General features: G+C 40.6%; 17 protein-coding genes and 2 pseudogenes. 12 read left to right on the forward strand and 7 right to left on the reverse strand.

Annotated elements, in window-relative coordinates:
- Positions 1 to 29: 29 nt before the first annotated feature.
- Positions 30 to 851: a 1-acyl-sn-glycerol-3-phosphate acyltransferase gene (locus tag FTV11_RS14010; protein ID WP_180026730.1), complete on the reverse strand. Its 822-nt coding sequence runs from the start codon at positions 849 to 851 to the stop codon at positions 30 to 32.
- 410 nt (positions 852 to 1,261) lie between these two features.
- Between FTV11_RS14010 and hflX the strand changes: the two genes are divergently transcribed.
- From hflX to FTV11_RS14040, 6 genes are all read left to right on the forward strand, one after another.
- Positions 1,262 to 2,596, forward strand: coding sequence for a ribosome rescue GTPase HflX (gene hflX, locus FTV11_RS14015; RefSeq protein ID WP_180026700.1), 1,335 nt, complete (start codon positions 1,262 to 1,264; stop codon positions 2,594 to 2,596).
- A gap of 43 nt (positions 2,597 to 2,639) precedes the next feature.
- A complete protein-coding gene (locus FTV11_RS14020; protein ID WP_180074194.1) occupies positions 2,640 to 3,011 on the forward strand; it encodes a hypothetical protein in 372 nt (123 codons plus the stop codon).
- An 11-nt stretch (positions 3,012 to 3,022) separates the two neighbouring features.
- Positions 3,023 to 3,697 carry an LrgB family protein gene (locus FTV11_RS14025; protein WP_180074195.1) on the forward strand — a complete coding sequence of 225 codons (675 nt, stop codon included), beginning with the start codon at positions 3,023 to 3,025 and terminating at the stop codon, positions 3,695 to 3,697.
- A gap of 248 nt (positions 3,698 to 3,945) precedes the next feature.
- Positions 3,946 to 4,398 (forward strand): DUF2147 domain-containing protein, encoded by a 453-nt coding sequence (locus FTV11_RS14030; protein ID WP_180055223.1) that lies wholly within the window; start codon positions 3,946 to 3,948, stop codon positions 4,396 to 4,398.
- A 60-nt stretch (positions 4,399 to 4,458) separates the two neighbouring features.
- A complete protein-coding gene (locus tag FTV11_RS14035; protein WP_168379558.1) occupies positions 4,459 to 4,908 on the forward strand; it encodes a DUF2147 domain-containing protein in 450 nt (149 codons plus the stop codon).
- A gap of 143 nt (positions 4,909 to 5,051) precedes the next feature.
- Positions 5,052 to 5,498, forward strand: a complete 447-nt coding sequence (locus FTV11_RS14040; RefSeq protein WP_180005129.1) for a DUF2147 domain-containing protein — start codon at positions 5,052 to 5,054, stop codon at positions 5,496 to 5,498.
- Between the two features lie 53 nt (positions 5,499 to 5,551).
- Here FTV11_RS14040 and FTV11_RS14045 read toward each other — a convergent pair whose 3' ends face one another.
- From FTV11_RS14045 to pdxA, 4 genes are all read right to left on the reverse strand, one after another.
- Complete coding sequence (locus FTV11_RS14045; RefSeq protein ID WP_180050326.1) at positions 5,552 to 6,397, reverse strand: symmetrical bis(5'-nucleosyl)-tetraphosphatase; 846 nt, start codon at positions 6,395 to 6,397, stop codon at positions 5,552 to 5,554.
- A 6-nt stretch (positions 6,398 to 6,403) separates the two neighbouring features.
- Positions 6,404 to 7,216, reverse strand: a complete 813-nt coding sequence (gene rsmA, locus FTV11_RS14050) for a 16S rRNA (adenine(1518)-N(6)/adenine(1519)-N(6))-dimethyltransferase RsmA (RefSeq protein ID WP_180011634.1) — start codon at positions 7,214 to 7,216, stop codon at positions 6,404 to 6,406.
- Positions 7,217 to 7,246: 30 nt separating this feature from the next.
- Entirely contained in the window at positions 7,247 to 8,056 is an 810-nt protein-coding gene (locus FTV11_RS14055; protein WP_180026698.1) for a pilus assembly protein PilJ, read from the reverse strand.
- A 69-nt stretch (positions 8,057 to 8,125) separates the two neighbouring features.
- Positions 8,126 to 9,109 carry a 4-hydroxythreonine-4-phosphate dehydrogenase PdxA gene (pdxA, locus tag FTV11_RS14060; protein WP_180011638.1) on the reverse strand — a complete coding sequence of 328 codons (984 nt, stop codon included), beginning with the start codon at positions 9,107 to 9,109 and terminating at the stop codon, positions 8,126 to 8,128.
- A 661-nt stretch (positions 9,110 to 9,770) separates the two neighbouring features.
- Here pdxA and rplM point away from each other — a divergent pair.
- Together rplM and rpsI are read left to right on the forward strand one after the other, a co-directional pair.
- A complete protein-coding gene (gene rplM / locus FTV11_RS14065; protein ID WP_004722943.1) occupies positions 9,771 to 10,199 on the forward strand; it encodes a 50S ribosomal protein L13 in 429 nt (142 codons plus the stop codon).
- 12 nt (positions 10,200 to 10,211) lie between these two features.
- Complete coding sequence (rpsI, locus tag FTV11_RS14070; RefSeq protein ID WP_078190115.1) at positions 10,212 to 10,598, forward strand: 30S ribosomal protein S9; 387 nt, start codon at positions 10,212 to 10,214, stop codon at positions 10,596 to 10,598.
- Between the two features lie 62 nt (positions 10,599 to 10,660).
- Here the strand turns inward: rpsI and FTV11_RS14075 are convergent, their stop codons facing one another.
- Positions 10,661 to 10,906: a hypothetical protein gene (locus FTV11_RS14075; protein ID WP_180011640.1), complete on the reverse strand. Its 246-nt coding sequence runs from the start codon at positions 10,904 to 10,906 to the stop codon at positions 10,661 to 10,663.
- Between the two features lie 164 nt (positions 10,907 to 11,070).
- Here FTV11_RS14075 and FTV11_RS14080 point away from each other — a divergent pair, with 164 nt between their 5' ends.
- From FTV11_RS14080 to FTV11_RS14090, 3 genes are read left to right on the forward strand one after another with little or no spacing between them, the layout of a single operon-like run.
- Positions 11,071 to 11,724 carry a glutathione S-transferase N-terminal domain-containing protein gene (locus FTV11_RS14080; RefSeq protein ID WP_180026697.1) on the forward strand — a complete coding sequence of 218 codons (654 nt, stop codon included), beginning with the start codon at positions 11,071 to 11,073 and terminating at the stop codon, positions 11,722 to 11,724.
- Between the two features lie 27 nt (positions 11,725 to 11,751).
- Entirely contained in the window at positions 11,752 to 12,180 is a 429-nt protein-coding gene (locus FTV11_RS14085) for a ClpXP protease specificity-enhancing factor (protein ID WP_180005136.1), read from the forward strand.
- Between the two features lie 18 nt (positions 12,181 to 12,198).
- Positions 12,199 to 12,840 carry a hypothetical protein gene (locus FTV11_RS14090; RefSeq protein ID WP_180005137.1) on the forward strand — a complete coding sequence of 214 codons (642 nt, stop codon included), beginning with the start codon at positions 12,199 to 12,201 and terminating at the stop codon, positions 12,838 to 12,840.
- Between the two features lie 141 nt (positions 12,841 to 12,981).
- Here the strand turns inward: FTV11_RS14090 and FTV11_RS14095 are convergent.
- A pseudogene (locus FTV11_RS14095) lies at positions 12,982 to 13,322 on the reverse strand (IS3 family transposase); the annotation flags it as partial.
- 32 nt (positions 13,323 to 13,354) lie between these two features.
- Here FTV11_RS14095 and FTV11_RS17205 point away from each other — a divergent pair.
- A pseudogene (locus tag FTV11_RS17205) lies at positions 13,355 to 13,480 on the forward strand (hypothetical protein); the annotation flags it as partial.
- Between the last annotated feature and the right edge of the window lie 198 nt (positions 13,481 to 13,678).

A 13,678-nucleotide genomic window follows, 5' to 3' on the forward strand; every position in this document is an offset into this window, starting at 1 on the left:
TCCCCCTTGCAGCATGTATCACTAATTCATTAAGCTTCAACTGGAACTGGCGCTTTAAGAACTTTAGCTTGAAGCTCTGCTAATCCCTGATTCATTTTTTGCTGCACTTCTTGTGTCAGACTGTCAACAGTATGACCTGCCGAATCAATTGCGGGCAATGTCATCAGATGCGCTGTGACTTTCGGCATTTCTAAGACATTTTTGACATGTCGATCAAAGCTAATGTCTCCGACATAGGGCGCAATATTATCGAGTTCACCGTCCTGATTCACATAGCAAATTAAGCAAATTTGGACTGGACGTTCGGCTTCAATTGCCGCACCTAAAATACGACCATGAATTTTTTTAATTTTGCTGCCATCTGAAGTGGTGGCTTCTGGGAAAAAGAGTACCGGCGTATCTTGTTTTAAGAAGCCCGTAATTTGTTCTTTAATTTTAATTGAGTCGCCAGAACCACGCTTAATAAATAAGGTGCCACCGCCTTTCGCCAAATTACCCAGTACCGGCCATTTTTCAATCTCAGCTTTCGCCAAAAAGAAAACACGTGCGCCAGAACCCAAAACTGCCACATCTAACCATGAAATATGATTACTTACCCAAAGGGCTGGTTGACGTGGAATTTCGCCATGCACTTTGACTTCAAGATTAAATACTTTGCATAACTTGCGACAAAAATACTGCACATAGCGGGTATTTTGCGGGTTATTCGGGTCTTTATACAATTGATGACGATAAACCAAATAAAAACCCTGCGTCACGGCAACAGCTGCTGCACCGACTTTTTTACAATACAAATAAAATTTTGAAAACACATTAATTTGCGGTGTATTGACGATTTGAGGTTGATTCATAAACGGTTCACTAAAAGGACACGGTGCCACAATTTGGCGTAAATTTTCATCATCATATACCGAAGACAGTTTTTTTGCATTGATCATAAAAACCGAAGTCGAAGATAATATTTCCCTATTTTAATCGTTTTTAAAAATCAAATATTATTTTTATATCGGTTTTAAAGGTTAAAATTATGAATCATTCATATTCAGACAATCCCCCTATTTCTTCATGGCAAGCGTTAAAAGCCATTGCTGGTTTTTCATTGATATATGTTTGTGTGCTTTTCTTATTGGCGCTGAGCTTTCGAAGCTTTCTCTAATTGAATAGCACGACATACAGAACTTAGCCATTAATCCCTCACTTAGATTAACCCTCGTACTGCATTTTCGCCTAAAATGAATCTTTAAACAGGAGTGTGTGCTGAGTGGAAAATTTAAATCAACATCAAGCGAGCGGTGAACGCGTAATTTTAGTCAGTGTGGCAGTACAAATGCTCGCAGACCTTGATGCCGAAGAATTCCACTTACTTGCTCAATCTGCAGGTGCCAATATTTTGCAACATGTGCATGCTCAGCGTATTAAGCCTGATGCCAAATTATTTATCGGCTCAGGGAAAGCTGAAGAAATTGCAGAAGTGGTTGCAGAGCATGAAGCCGAATTGGTCATTTTTGACCATGCCCTCACCCCTGCCCAAGCACGTAATCTTGAAAGCATCATGCGATGTCGTGTGGTCGATCGCACTGAATTAATTTTAGATATTTTTGCCCAACGCGCACGTACCTATGAAGGTAAATTGCAAGTTGAATTGGCCCAATTACAACATATGGCTTCACGGCTGATTCGTAGTCGTGGCGATCTCGATAGCCAAAAAGGTGGGATCGGCCTACGTGGACCGGGTGAAACGCTGCTGGAAACTGACCGTCGGCTACTCAAGCTCCGTATGGGACAACTCAAAGCGAAACTTGAGAAAGTCCGCCAAACACGTATGCAAGGTCGTGTGGCACGTCAAAAAGCTGCTGTTCCAACCGTGTCATTGGTGGGTTATACCAATGCTGGTAAATCGACCTTATTTAATAATTTAGCAAAAAGTGATGTCTATGCAGCAGACCAACTGTTTGCGACACTTGACCCAACTTTACGCCGTCTACATTGGGATGGTATCGGCAACTTAGTTCTCGCAGATACTGTAGGTTTTGTGCGTAATTTATCGCACTCACTGGTCGAGTCGTTTAAAGCCACCTTAGAAGAAACGTTGGAGGCGACCTTATTGTTACATGTCATTGACTCCAGCAGTCCTGACATGATGGAACAAATCGAGGCTGTCGAAAAAGTACTGAAAGAAATTGGTGTCGATGTTCCGATTCTGCGCGTTTATAACAAAATTGATGTCAGTGGCGAAGATCCTAAAATCATCTATGGCAAGCCACATCAGCCGGAACGTGTCTATGTCTCAGCACATAGTGGTAAAGGTCTACCCTTATTACGCCAAGCGGTTCAAGAATGCTTAATGGGTCAAATTCAAAGCTTTGAAGTCCATCTAAAACCGGCTTATGGTAAATTAAGAACACAACTATATGCGCTCAATGTGATCCAAAATGAAAGTTATGATGAACAAGGCAACTTAATTTTGCATGTCATCATTGCCCCACATAAGTTAGAACAACTGATTAAACAGGCGCATTTACCCATTGATGAAATTTTGGGAACACGTGCGCAACAATTCCAACATCCTCTTGAAGAATTTGAAATTAAAGATTAAATCGGTTAAAACTTGATTTGTATAATTTTAACGAAAGACAAAAATGGACTGGATCAAGCGCATCGACTGGAAAGCCTGGATAGGCACTCTTGCATTAATTATTCTTTTCCGTGAAGGTGCGGTCTGGGTCATGAAGCAATTCAGTCACCCAGAATTAGGTAATCTCGTCGGACTGATTAGCTTGCTGATCGTGCTTTCATTTTGGAGAAAATTCAACAAAATTCCAGCCAGTTTGGTCGATACCAATAATAAAATCATGAAAGAAAGTGCCTTTGCCTTCTTACCCATTAGTGCAGGCTCATTGCTGATGATGATGCATTTAGGTGATGAAATTCCAATGTTTTTGATTGTTCTCTTTGTCAGCACCCTCATACCGCTGTGGGTCTACGCAAAAATATCTAAGAAATGGCTATAAGGAGAATCAACATGCTTTCAATCATCTCTGGATTCATCATTACCCTGATCGCCTATCTTGTCGCAAAACCCATTAATAAAAAATTACCGCAAATCCCCGTGATTGTGATTGGGATGTTTTTCGTCATTGCTATGCTCTATCTTTTTGGCATTTCCTATGAAAGTTATATGGCACAGGTCAATCCACTGTTCAATAACTTACTCGGCTATGTCACAGTGGCCTTGGCCATTCCTTTAGCAGCAATGCGCTACGATGACTTGCCATTAAAAGCCGTGGGCGGGATTTTAGTCTTTGCCAGTATCAGTGCCGTTGCCCTCCCTATGGGGCTGGCTTATTTATTGCATTTGTCAGATCCAACCATTATGGCTTTTGCTACACGGGCAGTGACCACCCCAATTGCCATCAACATTGCGACGCTGCTGCATTCCCCGATTCCTTTGGTGATTTTGATTGTGATTTTATCAGGGGTGATTGGCGCAGCATTTTCACCCATCATACTCAAAAATATTCATGATGAACGTGCATCAGGACTCGCCTTAGGACTTGCTGCACATGCGATTGGCACAGCTCAAGCTTGGCAGCGCGGCAGCATTGCTGGGCGCTATGCAGCATTTGGCATGGCGGTAAATGCAGTCTTCACAGCAATCTGGTTGCCAACTTTCATACTCTATCTACAAAATATGTGACTGAGCAATCACTTTTAAATGATTGTTTTGTATAAAAAATAAACTTAATATAAATTCAAGGGTACGCCACAACACATTGAACGATGTGCTGTGGATGTTACATTTTTGGTAAAGTCACTTTTGTGCAACATGTCAACTTTCCCGAATAAAATGTAAATATTTAGGCTTAGAGTAGTTGCTCTAAGTCCAAATATTACCTAGTATGATCAATAAACCCTCACAAAGTGTATTGATAAAGGATTATTAATATGATCGAAAAAAGTTTGAAATTGGCTGCATTATTTGGTGCTGTAGTCACAAGCTCTGCACTCTATGCTCAAGATCTTACAGGGACTTGGCAACAAATTGACGATAAAACCGGTTCGCCTAAAGCACTGATCGAAATTCGAAAAGATGCCAAAGACACCTATACCGGCAAAATTGTGAAAGTGACGCCACGTCCGGGTTATACACCAAAGGAAAAATGTGTGAATTGCCCTGCACCTTATACCAACCAGCCTATTTTAGGGATGGATGTATTTAAGGGGCTGAAACTTGAAAGTGAAAATACCTACTCTCAAGGAAAAATTATTGATCCTTTAGCAGGCAAAATTTACAGCTTAAAAGGCAAAATTTCTGCCAATGGTAAGCGCTTACATTTACGTGGATATCTGGGGATTTCCGCGATTGGTCGTACACAGACATGGATTCGCGCTGAATAAATTTTAAATTTATTCAGTAAATTGATTTGACATAGGTGAACCACCTACAGGGAATATCTGATGAAAAAATTAAAAGTGAGCCTCTTATTCTTAGCTGCTGTAATGAGTGGTTCAGCTTTTGCTCAAGACCTTTCAGGGACTTGGCAACAAATTGATGATAAAACAGGTTCACAAAAAGCCATTATTGAAATCCGTAAAGAAAGTAATGGCACATTCGTGGGTAAAATCATCAAAGTGACGCCGCGTCCGGGCTATACACCACGCGACACCTGCGTAAACTGCCCTGCACCCTACAAAAACAAGCCAATCTTAGGCCTTGATATCTTAACAGGTTTAAAACATATTGAAGGCACTAATAACTACGACAAAGGCCGTATTATTGACCCTCTTTCAGGCAAAGTTTACGACACAAAAATCCGTTTAAATGCCAGTGGGAAACGCCTAACTTTACGGGGTTATATGGGTGTTTCTGCACTTGGTCGTAGCCAAACTTGGATTCGCCAAGAGTAACCCCAAACAAGTAAAAAAACCGCCGACATGGCGGTTTTTCTTATTCCGAATATCTTCAAATTATTTTTAAATTAAAGTTGACTATTCTCATAAACTTTCTAACATACGTGCTCATAAATCATGCTTCTCGGGGACAAGCGATCATGTTTAAAAAAATATTATTCAGCCTATGTACATTGGGTATGATGAATGTTGCATTTGCAAATGACATTGCTGGCACATGGCAACAAATTGACGATAAAACAGGAGCTGCAAAAGCAATTATTTCGATTCACAAAGAATCAAATAATACCTATACCGGTAAAATTATTAAAATTACACCACGTCCGGGCTATACACCGCAAAAAAACTGTAATAAGTGCCCTGCGCCTTATACCAACCAACCGATTCTCGGCATGGAAATTGTTAAAGGTTTAAAGCAAATTAATAATACGAATAATTATGAAAAAGGTCGTATTATCGACCCTCTTTCTGGCAAAGTTTATGATGCTAAAGTCCGCTTAAACAGCACAGGAAAACGTATTTCGATCCGTGCAAGTATTGGCGTTTCAGTCTTGGGTCGTAACCAAACTTGGATTCGTTTAGACTAATCCACACACCAATAAAAAAGCCGCACGAATGCGGCTTTTTTATTTTTAAATACTTACATTACAGGATTATCGACCGCAAACATGCACTGATCTTCTAAACGATAGGCCATCAACTGATTGCCCCAAACACATCCGCCATCCACATTTTGGATTTTTGCTGAAATGCTTTTTCCTTGTAAAGCAGCCCAATGACCAAAAAGAATTTGATGGGTCTGAGCTGCTTGTGACTCAAACTCAAACCATGGCTTAAAACCCTTCGGCATAGGGTCATCGAGTGAATCTTTAAAACTGAACTCTAATCGACCTTCTGCATCGGTTAAGCGCATGCGGGTCAAATAGTTGGTAATACAGCGTAAGCGCGCATGACCAGACAAATCATCCGACCATAGGTTCGGCTCTTTACCGTACATCACTTGAAGAAACGCATCGACCACATCAAAGTCGTCATGACCAATCACCGCTTCCACTTCCTTTGCCAAGTCTGCGGTTTGCTGCGCAGTCCAATTCAAAGGAATACCCGCATGAGTCAAAATGGTTTGCTCATTCGGAAATAGACACAGCGGCTGCTTGCGTAACCAATCAATCAAATCATCACTTTCTAAAGCGTGAATCACATCATCGATATTGTCTTTAGGATTGATATCCTTAATACCGCGAGCGCATGCCAGCAAAGTCAGATCATGATTGCCCAGTACCGTCGCCGCAACTTCACTATCCACTAATTTTTTGATGAACCGCAAAGCGCCTACCGAGTTTTCACCCCGTGCGACGAGATCACCGGCAAACCATATAAAATCTTGGTCTGCATCAAACTTAATCTCTTTCAGTAAAGCTTTTAATGCTTCAAAACAGCCTTGAACATCACCAATGACATAGTTATAGCGAATATTGCGAGTCATAATTATTTAAGCCACCATTTGATCTGCTAATGCGACAAATTCTGCAAGTGTTAGGGTTTCTGGACGCGCCATTGGATCAACCCCTGCATTTTCAAAACCATCTTCAACCAACATGCCTTTTAAGCTGTTACGCAAGGTCTTGCGGCGCTGAGTAAAGACATGTGAAACTAAACGCGCAAGCGCTTTTTCATCTTTCGCCATAATCGGTTTAACGGCATAAGGCTCTAAACGGAATACCGCAGAGGTGACTTTTGGCGGCGGATTAAATGAGCCCGGTGGCACTTCAAATAAAAACGTCGGTTTGCAGAAATATTGAATCATCACCGATAAACGACCATATTCTTTAGTATTCGGTGAAGCGGTAATACGGTCCACGACTTCTTTTTGCAGCATGAAGTGCATGTCTTTGACTTTGTCGCCAAACTCCAAGAGATGAAACAGCAGCGGAGTCGAGATGTTATACGGCAAGTTGCCAACCACGCGCAGAGGACGGCCTTCGGCAAACAGCTCGGTAAAGTCATATTTCAGCGCGTCGGTTTCAACAATGGTCAAGCGCTCAGGATGCGGCACACGGCCCGGCAAACCTGCAGCTAAGTCACGGTCCAGCTCAACCACAGTTAGAGCATCACATTCACCAATTAAAGGCGATGTAAGCGCGGCAAGACCGGGACCAATTTCGACAATATTGTCACCAGTACGCGGATTTACCGAACGTACAATTTTGGCAATAACACGTTGATCATGTAAGAAATTCTGTCCAAACCGCTTACGCGTGTGATGCCCTTCATCTTTTGGGTTTAGGGCATTAATTTGATACATAAAATTCTCCGCATAGGTTTATTACAACGATTACTGACTTGATTCAAATTCACTCAAGCGAGCAAAAATTTCTTCGGACTTGGCCACATTATCCCGAGCCGCGTTAATTACACTGAGCAATGGCTCTCTTTGTTTCAACAAAGCCATTGTTTCAGATTTCATCATTTCTTCAGTTTCAGCCTGAATGGAGAGCAAACTTTCACGCATTTCAGCATTGTTTACGCGCTCTACACCGAGTTCGGGATTACCATTCAGTTGAGCCTTCAAAAAAATATTGAAAGTTTCAAAATCTGCTAAAAAGTCATCTAAATCGTCTGGATGAATAGAATTTACATCAGTTAACTTCAGCAAAGAACTCAACATTCGTCCCGCAATATAGACTTGATTTTTGGCAATCATTGCTTGAATAGCTGAATTGTTTGCTCTAGCCATCATATCAGCCAGAATGTTATATTCAGCTTGAATACCTGGAATGGTTTCACTTACAAGAAGTTGATATTCATATAGCGCACTCAGGCTATTTTGATGCTGTACAAGCAGATCAATATTAGCATTGATTGCCTGTCCATCTTGAAGCATTTTATCAGCTCCATCACGATTCGCATATTTTTTATGCACCGCGGTCAGCGCTTGATTAAATTTTTGCTGATTATGTTTAAAGCCATCCACAGCACCCGGTAATGCAAAACGTATAAATCCTTCCGTCTGTTTTGGAATTTGCAGCGATAATACTTTTAATTCACAAAAATGATGATCTGTAGCGAGCGTTGAACATGCTGACAGCATCAACGCTAACGCAATCCCAAAAAATGGGCGAATGATCGATTTCGCCCTAAGCATCTTGTTATTTTCCTGTTTTATTTTTGATAATTTTTTACTATTATTCATATAAAATTCAAACCTTTATTATTAAGTTTCGTTATTTTTCGCACGTGCTAATTCTAAAGCCAAATCAACCGCCACCTGTAAACTCGAACTTTTAGCAAGACCAGTTCCAGCCAGTGACAGTGCTGTGCCGTGATCCACTGAAGTCCGAATAAACGGTAAGCCCAAAGTGATATTGATGGCTTCGCCAAAGCCCTGCGACTTTAACACAGGCAAGCCCTGATCGTGATACATCGCCAAAACCGCATCGGCATCTTTTAAATTTTCAGGGGTAAATAAGGTATCGGCAGGTAAGCTCAGGCTCATATTCACCCCTTGAGCGCGATAACGCTCTAGCACCGGATTGATCACTTCAATCTCCTCCATGCCCAAATAGCCATCTTCACCCGCATGTGGGTTTAGACCGCAGACTAAAATATGCGGATGATCTTTTTTAAATTTGGTTTTTAAGTCATGAATTAATATATCGATGACTTGATGCAAACGTTCTTGAGTAATGGCATCGGCTACATCACGAAGCGGTAAATGTGTAGTTGCCAATGCGACACGGAGCGTTTTGGTCGCAAGCATCATCACGACACGATCAACGCCTGCAAATTCTTGATAAAACTCCGTATGTCCGCTGAAATGGATACCGGCATCATTAATAATCGACTTTTGCACAGGTGCAGTTGCAACACCAACACTTTTGCCAGACATCGCATAATCTGCAGAACGCCGTAATTGCTCCAACACATAGGCTGCATTGTTCACATCTAACTGACCTGCGATGACAGATTTAGCCACAGGTACATGTTCCACATAAAGCTGACCTAGAGCTGCCGACGCTTCCTGCCCAACATAGTCAATCAGTTCAACTTCGAGCTTTAACTGTTGAGCACGCTTGATCAGCAAATCTTTATCAATAAGAACCACAATTGGCCTTTCATCTATTCGATTGGCTAAGCTCAAACAAATATCAGGTCCGATACCTGCGGGTTCACCGCTCGTGATATATAAAGGCAGCATGGGTCTATCCTGTGTGTGCAATAACATTATTATACTGTGTGATGCACATGACAGACCTAATTTTATTGACTAAAAATACCTGACAAAACTCAAAAATAAGCGCGTTGTACGACATTGTATGGAATGAAATCGAAAGCAAAACCTAAAATGTCAATGATCCAAATCAATGCAAATAAGAATCATAATGCCGCGCTGAACGACTGACACATGCTGCGGGTACTTCGTTATCAACCAAAAAGACATAACGCTCACAAGCAATAATCCAATCAACAGATAAACCAATAAATAACTAAGGAAAAATAAAGTGAGCATCATCAACAAAACGATGATCGCACCATCCGCCCCATGCAAATATACCAAATACAAAAAAGTTGGGCTTAAAATCAAGGTGCTACATAAGCCCATTAAATACCACCAATGTCGCAAAATAAGGGTTCAGATGTGTTTTTTAACAGATTAGAATTCGACATGATTTACTTTCATCCGCTTTTTTTATAATTTCTGGATTATCTACTGTTTATTGCTGAAGAAATATACTACAATACAGCGCTTGAAATTTTATATTTTCATTTGTGATTCTTCACGTATTCGTATAGAATCGCGTCTCCTTTTGTTTGGACAGCTTCCATAGTCCAAACCAACTATAATAGGTAGTGGTTTAATGAAAACTCTCAGCGCTAAGCCAGCTGAAGTTCAACACGACTGGTACGTTGTTGATGCTTCTGGCAAAACTTTAGGTCGCCTTGCGACTGAAATCGCTCGTCGTTTACGCGGTAAGCACAAAACTTCTTATACTCCTCACGTTGACACTGGTGACTACATCGTTGTTATCAATGCTGAGCAAGTTCAAGTGACTGGTAAAAAATCACTTGATAAGAAATATTATCGCCACACTGGTTTCCCTGGTGGTATTCGTGAAACTAATTTCGAAAAATTAGTTGCTCACAAACCAGAAGAAATCTTCGAACGTGCTGTAAAAGGCATGTTGCCAAAAGGTCCTCTTGGTTATGCAATGATCAAGAAAATGAAAGTGTACGCTGGTACTGAGCATCCACATACTGCTCAACAGCCACAAGTTTTGGACATCTAAGGGATACAGCACATGGCTACTAACTATGGTACAGGTCGCCGTAAGACCGCAACTGCACGTGTTTTCCTATCAGCTGGTACTGGTAAACTCGTAATCAACAACCGTTCTTTAGAACAATATTTCGGTCGTGAAACTGCTCGTATGGTTGTTAACCAACCACTTGAGCTTTTAGAAGCTACTGAGAAATATGACCTTTACATCACTGTTGCTGGTGGTGGTATCGGTGGTCAAGCAGGCGCTATCCGTCACGGTATTACTCGTGCATTGATCGCTTCTGACGAAACTCTTAAACCTGCTCTTCGTCAAGCTGGTTTCGTTACTCGTGATGCTCGTGAAGTTGAACGTAAGAAACTTGGTTTACGTAAAGCTCGTAAACGTCCTCAATTCTCTAAACGTTAATTCGTTTACCGAATCGGACAAAAAACCTTGGCTTATGCCAAGGTTTTTTTATGTCTTAATTTTTATGAAGATGATGCAAATAGAACAATGATCCGATAAACAAAGAGACTCAAACTCGCAATTAAGCATATAACCGACAGTGTTAGTGTAATTGTACAGATGGTCATTTTGCTTTTTTGTTCTGGGCTATCATCCTCTGCTCCATAATCAGAGGCATAACCTCCAGCGAGTGCCGTATAAAAGCCAATGCCCATAAAAATAACAGCAGCGAAAAATAATATTTTTTGTACAAGTGCAATGGTCATCATGCGGTGATGATCAGGTAAATGAATGACATGAAAATCTATCAGATAATATCAAATAAAACAAAACTGTAATTTTCGCTGTAGCGGCATTGATATTGCTAAAGTCTCCGTGATTTTACTGTCTAATTTTAGTATCCTATCTTATTCATTTCTCATCGTCTCGGATTATGTCAGTCGAAAATGCACCTCTCCAAGGGATTACGCTTTACAGTCATGCGGATGACTTTCGCTCACACTGGATACGCTATGTACTTGCAGAGAAGCAAATCAAACATAATTTAATTATTGCTGATGATGAAGACGAAGATCTTGCGAGTTTAAATCCCTACAATCAACTTCCGATGATGATTGAAAATGGCCTAAAACTCTATAACAGCAGTATTATTGCCGAATATCTGGATGACCGTTATCGTCAAAATAAACTGTATGCAGATGCACCTATGCCTCGTGCAGAGCAACGTCAATATGTATGGCGCTTCGAACAAGATTGGTTAAGACTGGCTGATATTATGCTTCGCCATCCCGATACCCTCGATGAAAAAGCCAAGCAAAACGCACAAAAACAATTACGTGATACACTCATTTCACTAACCCCCTTGTTTCAGCATTATCCTTATTTTATGTCTGAACAATTTAGCATGTTAGACTGTATGCTCGCGCCTATATTTCTGCGCCTAAAAGCCATGGGTATTGAGCTTCCCAAACAGCAATGCCGCCCTATATTTCTCTATTGCCAACGCATCTTTAGCCGTCCAGCATTTATCAAATCAATGACATTGCAGGAAAAAAATCGCTATAGCGAGCTTTTAGTAAAAAATTAATTTTCCATAAATATTCGAGTAAGCATTATGTCTGAACAGGAACTACAATTCACTCCAACACGTCCATACTTAACACGGGCACTTTATGAATGGATTTGTGAAAACCAACTTACCCCCTACCTACTTGTCGATGCGACACAGAATGGTACGATGGTGCCAGTTCAATATATTCAAGATGGCCAAATTGTCCTGAATATCGCACCTCATGCAACGCATGCGCTACACATGAGTAATGAGACGATTACTTTCTCTGCACGCTTTGGTGGCGTTTCGCAAAACCTCTATATCCCCTTTTCTGCTGTTCTAGGCATCTATGCACGTGAAAATGGTCAAGGAATGTTCTTCGATCCTCAAGAATATGAAGGTATTCAGAATGATCAAAATGCTTTAAAATCAAACGACCAAGAACAACAAGAGCAACCGAAGAAAAAACCGGGTTTAAGGTTGCTCGATTAAAGAATAAGGAAGCGAATAATGGCTTTTGATTTAGTACAATATTTTGTCGAACAAATAGAATCTCAAAAGCCTACGCTTTTAAGTCATTTAAATCGTGAAGAAAAACGACAACATTTACGTGAAATTAATGCTTTAACCTTAGGTGAATTGATTCATCAGCTCCGCAATAATGCTCAAAAGGTTTATCAAGAAATTACTCATCCTGATGAACTCTATATTCAAGAAGTTTCACGCCATCTGACCACCAATCCATCGAATGCATCAATATTAGAGCGCTCTGAACTTGAACACCTAACAACTGAAATTTTTCATTTACAATTAAATGAATTAAAGCAACTTCATGATACCGGCTCACACTCACCACAAAGCATTCAAGAATTACTCAACGGCCAAATTGAACACCTTTCTGGTCAAGCGGATGATTGGGTTTGGTCAACAAACAACCTAACAGAGCTCCTTGGTTCTAAACCAAATCTGCAAGAAGAGATATCATTAGAAGCATCAATGAAGGAGTTCAATCAAATGGTTAATCAACAACATACACAAGAAGACGTAACAACTGAAGTACAAGTACCGACTTGGTCAAAAATTGTAGAGCCAGTAGTTGCAGTGGTGATTCTATGGATTTTGGCATCTGCAGCATGTAATATTTTTGCTTAATTGACTTCATTTCTCTAAATCTATGACCTGCTTTTTAAGCAGGTTTTTTTTAATCGAATATTTAGGATATTGATATTTTAAATATAAAATTTACCCGATAAAGGTAGCCAAATAATGATCCCAGGCAGTATCGTGGACAACCTATCCCTCTAAATTCTTAAAATATTTCTGCTCAAAGGCTTCTGGGCTTAACCAACCATTTGCAGAGTGCCTTCTCACTCGATTGTAGTAAATCTCAATATAGTCAAACAAGACAACATTGGCTTCTTTTCGGGTCAAAAATACACTGCCATGTACCACATGACCTTTAAATGTGTGAAAGAAGCTTTCTGTTACTGCATTATCCCATGAGCAATATACTGCGCAAGGCCTCGTCTAGACATGCTTTGGATGCAGTTGTTCATCAATAATAGCGCTCTAAAATCACGACTACAGTGCTGTGAGCCTTGGTCAGAATGGACCATGATATTCGTTGGATACCCGCCCACAATTCAAATTATGCAGTCATTGGCTTATGTTAGCTTGGATGATTTCAGAAGAACGAACCATTCATGAAATTTTAAATAAACCCTTTTATCATCCAACTTTAGAAGAAGGGTTAAGAACTGCATTAAAGCATGCACGACGTCAGTTAAAATAATTTTATCGTTTTAGGTCGATTTATAGCGTTGGATTTCCAACGCTTTATTTTCGCCCCCTTTTATCTTTTTTCCACGCATAAAAAAACACCCCCTGAGATATCAGGGGGTGTTTCGAATAATGAGCTGGCGATGACTTACTCTCACATGGGTAACCCCACACTACCATCAGCGCTAAGAGGTTTCACTTCTGAGTTCGG

This window comes from Acinetobacter sp. YH12231 (assembly GCF_013417755.1).
Classification (GTDB): Bacteria; Pseudomonadota; Gammaproteobacteria; order Pseudomonadales; family Moraxellaceae; genus Acinetobacter; species Acinetobacter amyesii.

What these genes read in the sequence shown, in the direction of transcription:
- rsmA (WP_180011634.1), bottom strand. Translation starts at nt 7,216, where the DNA reads ATGTATCAAATTAATGCCCTAAACCCAAAAGATGAAGGGCATCACACG.
- FTV11_RS14045 (WP_180050326.1), bottom strand. Translation starts at nt 6,397, where the DNA reads ATGACTCGCAATATTCGCTATAACTATGTCATTGGTGATGTTCAAGGC.
- FTV11_RS14025 (WP_180074195.1), top strand. Translation starts at nt 3,023, where the DNA reads ATGCTTTCAATCATCTCTGGATTCATCATTACCCTGATCGCCTATCTT.
- FTV11_RS14040 (WP_180005129.1), top strand. Translation starts at nt 5,052, where the DNA reads ATGTTTAAAAAAATATTATTCAGCCTATGTACATTGGGTATGATGAAT.
- FTV11_RS14035 (WP_168379558.1), top strand. Translation starts at nt 4,459, where the DNA reads ATGAAAAAATTAAAAGTGAGCCTCTTATTCTTAGCTGCTGTAATGAGT.
- FTV11_RS14075 (WP_180011640.1), bottom strand. Translation starts at nt 10,906, where the DNA reads ATGATGACCATTGCACTTGTACAAAAAATATTATTTTTCGCTGCTGTT.
- FTV11_RS14090 (WP_180005137.1), top strand. Translation starts at nt 12,199, where the DNA reads ATGGCTTTTGATTTAGTACAATATTTTGTCGAACAAATAGAATCTCAA.
- rpsI (WP_078190115.1), top strand. Translation starts at nt 10,212, where the DNA reads ATGGCTACTAACTATGGTACAGGTCGCCGTAAGACCGCAACTGCACGT.
- FTV11_RS14085 (WP_180005136.1), top strand. Translation starts at nt 11,752, where the DNA reads ATGTCTGAACAGGAACTACAATTCACTCCAACACGTCCATACTTAACA.
- rplM (WP_004722943.1), top strand. Translation starts at nt 9,771, where the DNA reads ATGAAAACTCTCAGCGCTAAGCCAGCTGAAGTTCAACACGACTGGTAC.
- FTV11_RS14055 (WP_180026698.1), bottom strand. Translation starts at nt 8,056, where the DNA reads ATGCTTAGGGCGAAATCGATCATTCGCCCATTTTTTGGGATTGCGTTA.
- FTV11_RS14080 (WP_180026697.1), top strand. Translation starts at nt 11,071, where the DNA reads ATGTCAGTCGAAAATGCACCTCTCCAAGGGATTACGCTTTACAGTCAT.
- FTV11_RS14010 (WP_180026730.1), bottom strand. Translation starts at nt 851, where the DNA reads ATGAATCAACCTCAAATCGTCAATACACCGCAAATTAATGTGTTTTCA.
- FTV11_RS14030 (WP_180055223.1), top strand. Translation starts at nt 3,946, where the DNA reads ATGATCGAAAAAAGTTTGAAATTGGCTGCATTATTTGGTGCTGTAGTC.
- pdxA (WP_180011638.1), bottom strand. Translation starts at nt 9,109, where the DNA reads ATGCTGCCTTTATATATCACGAGCGGTGAACCCGCAGGTATCGGACCT.
- FTV11_RS14020 (WP_180074194.1), top strand. Translation starts at nt 2,640, where the DNA reads ATGGACTGGATCAAGCGCATCGACTGGAAAGCCTGGATAGGCACTCTT.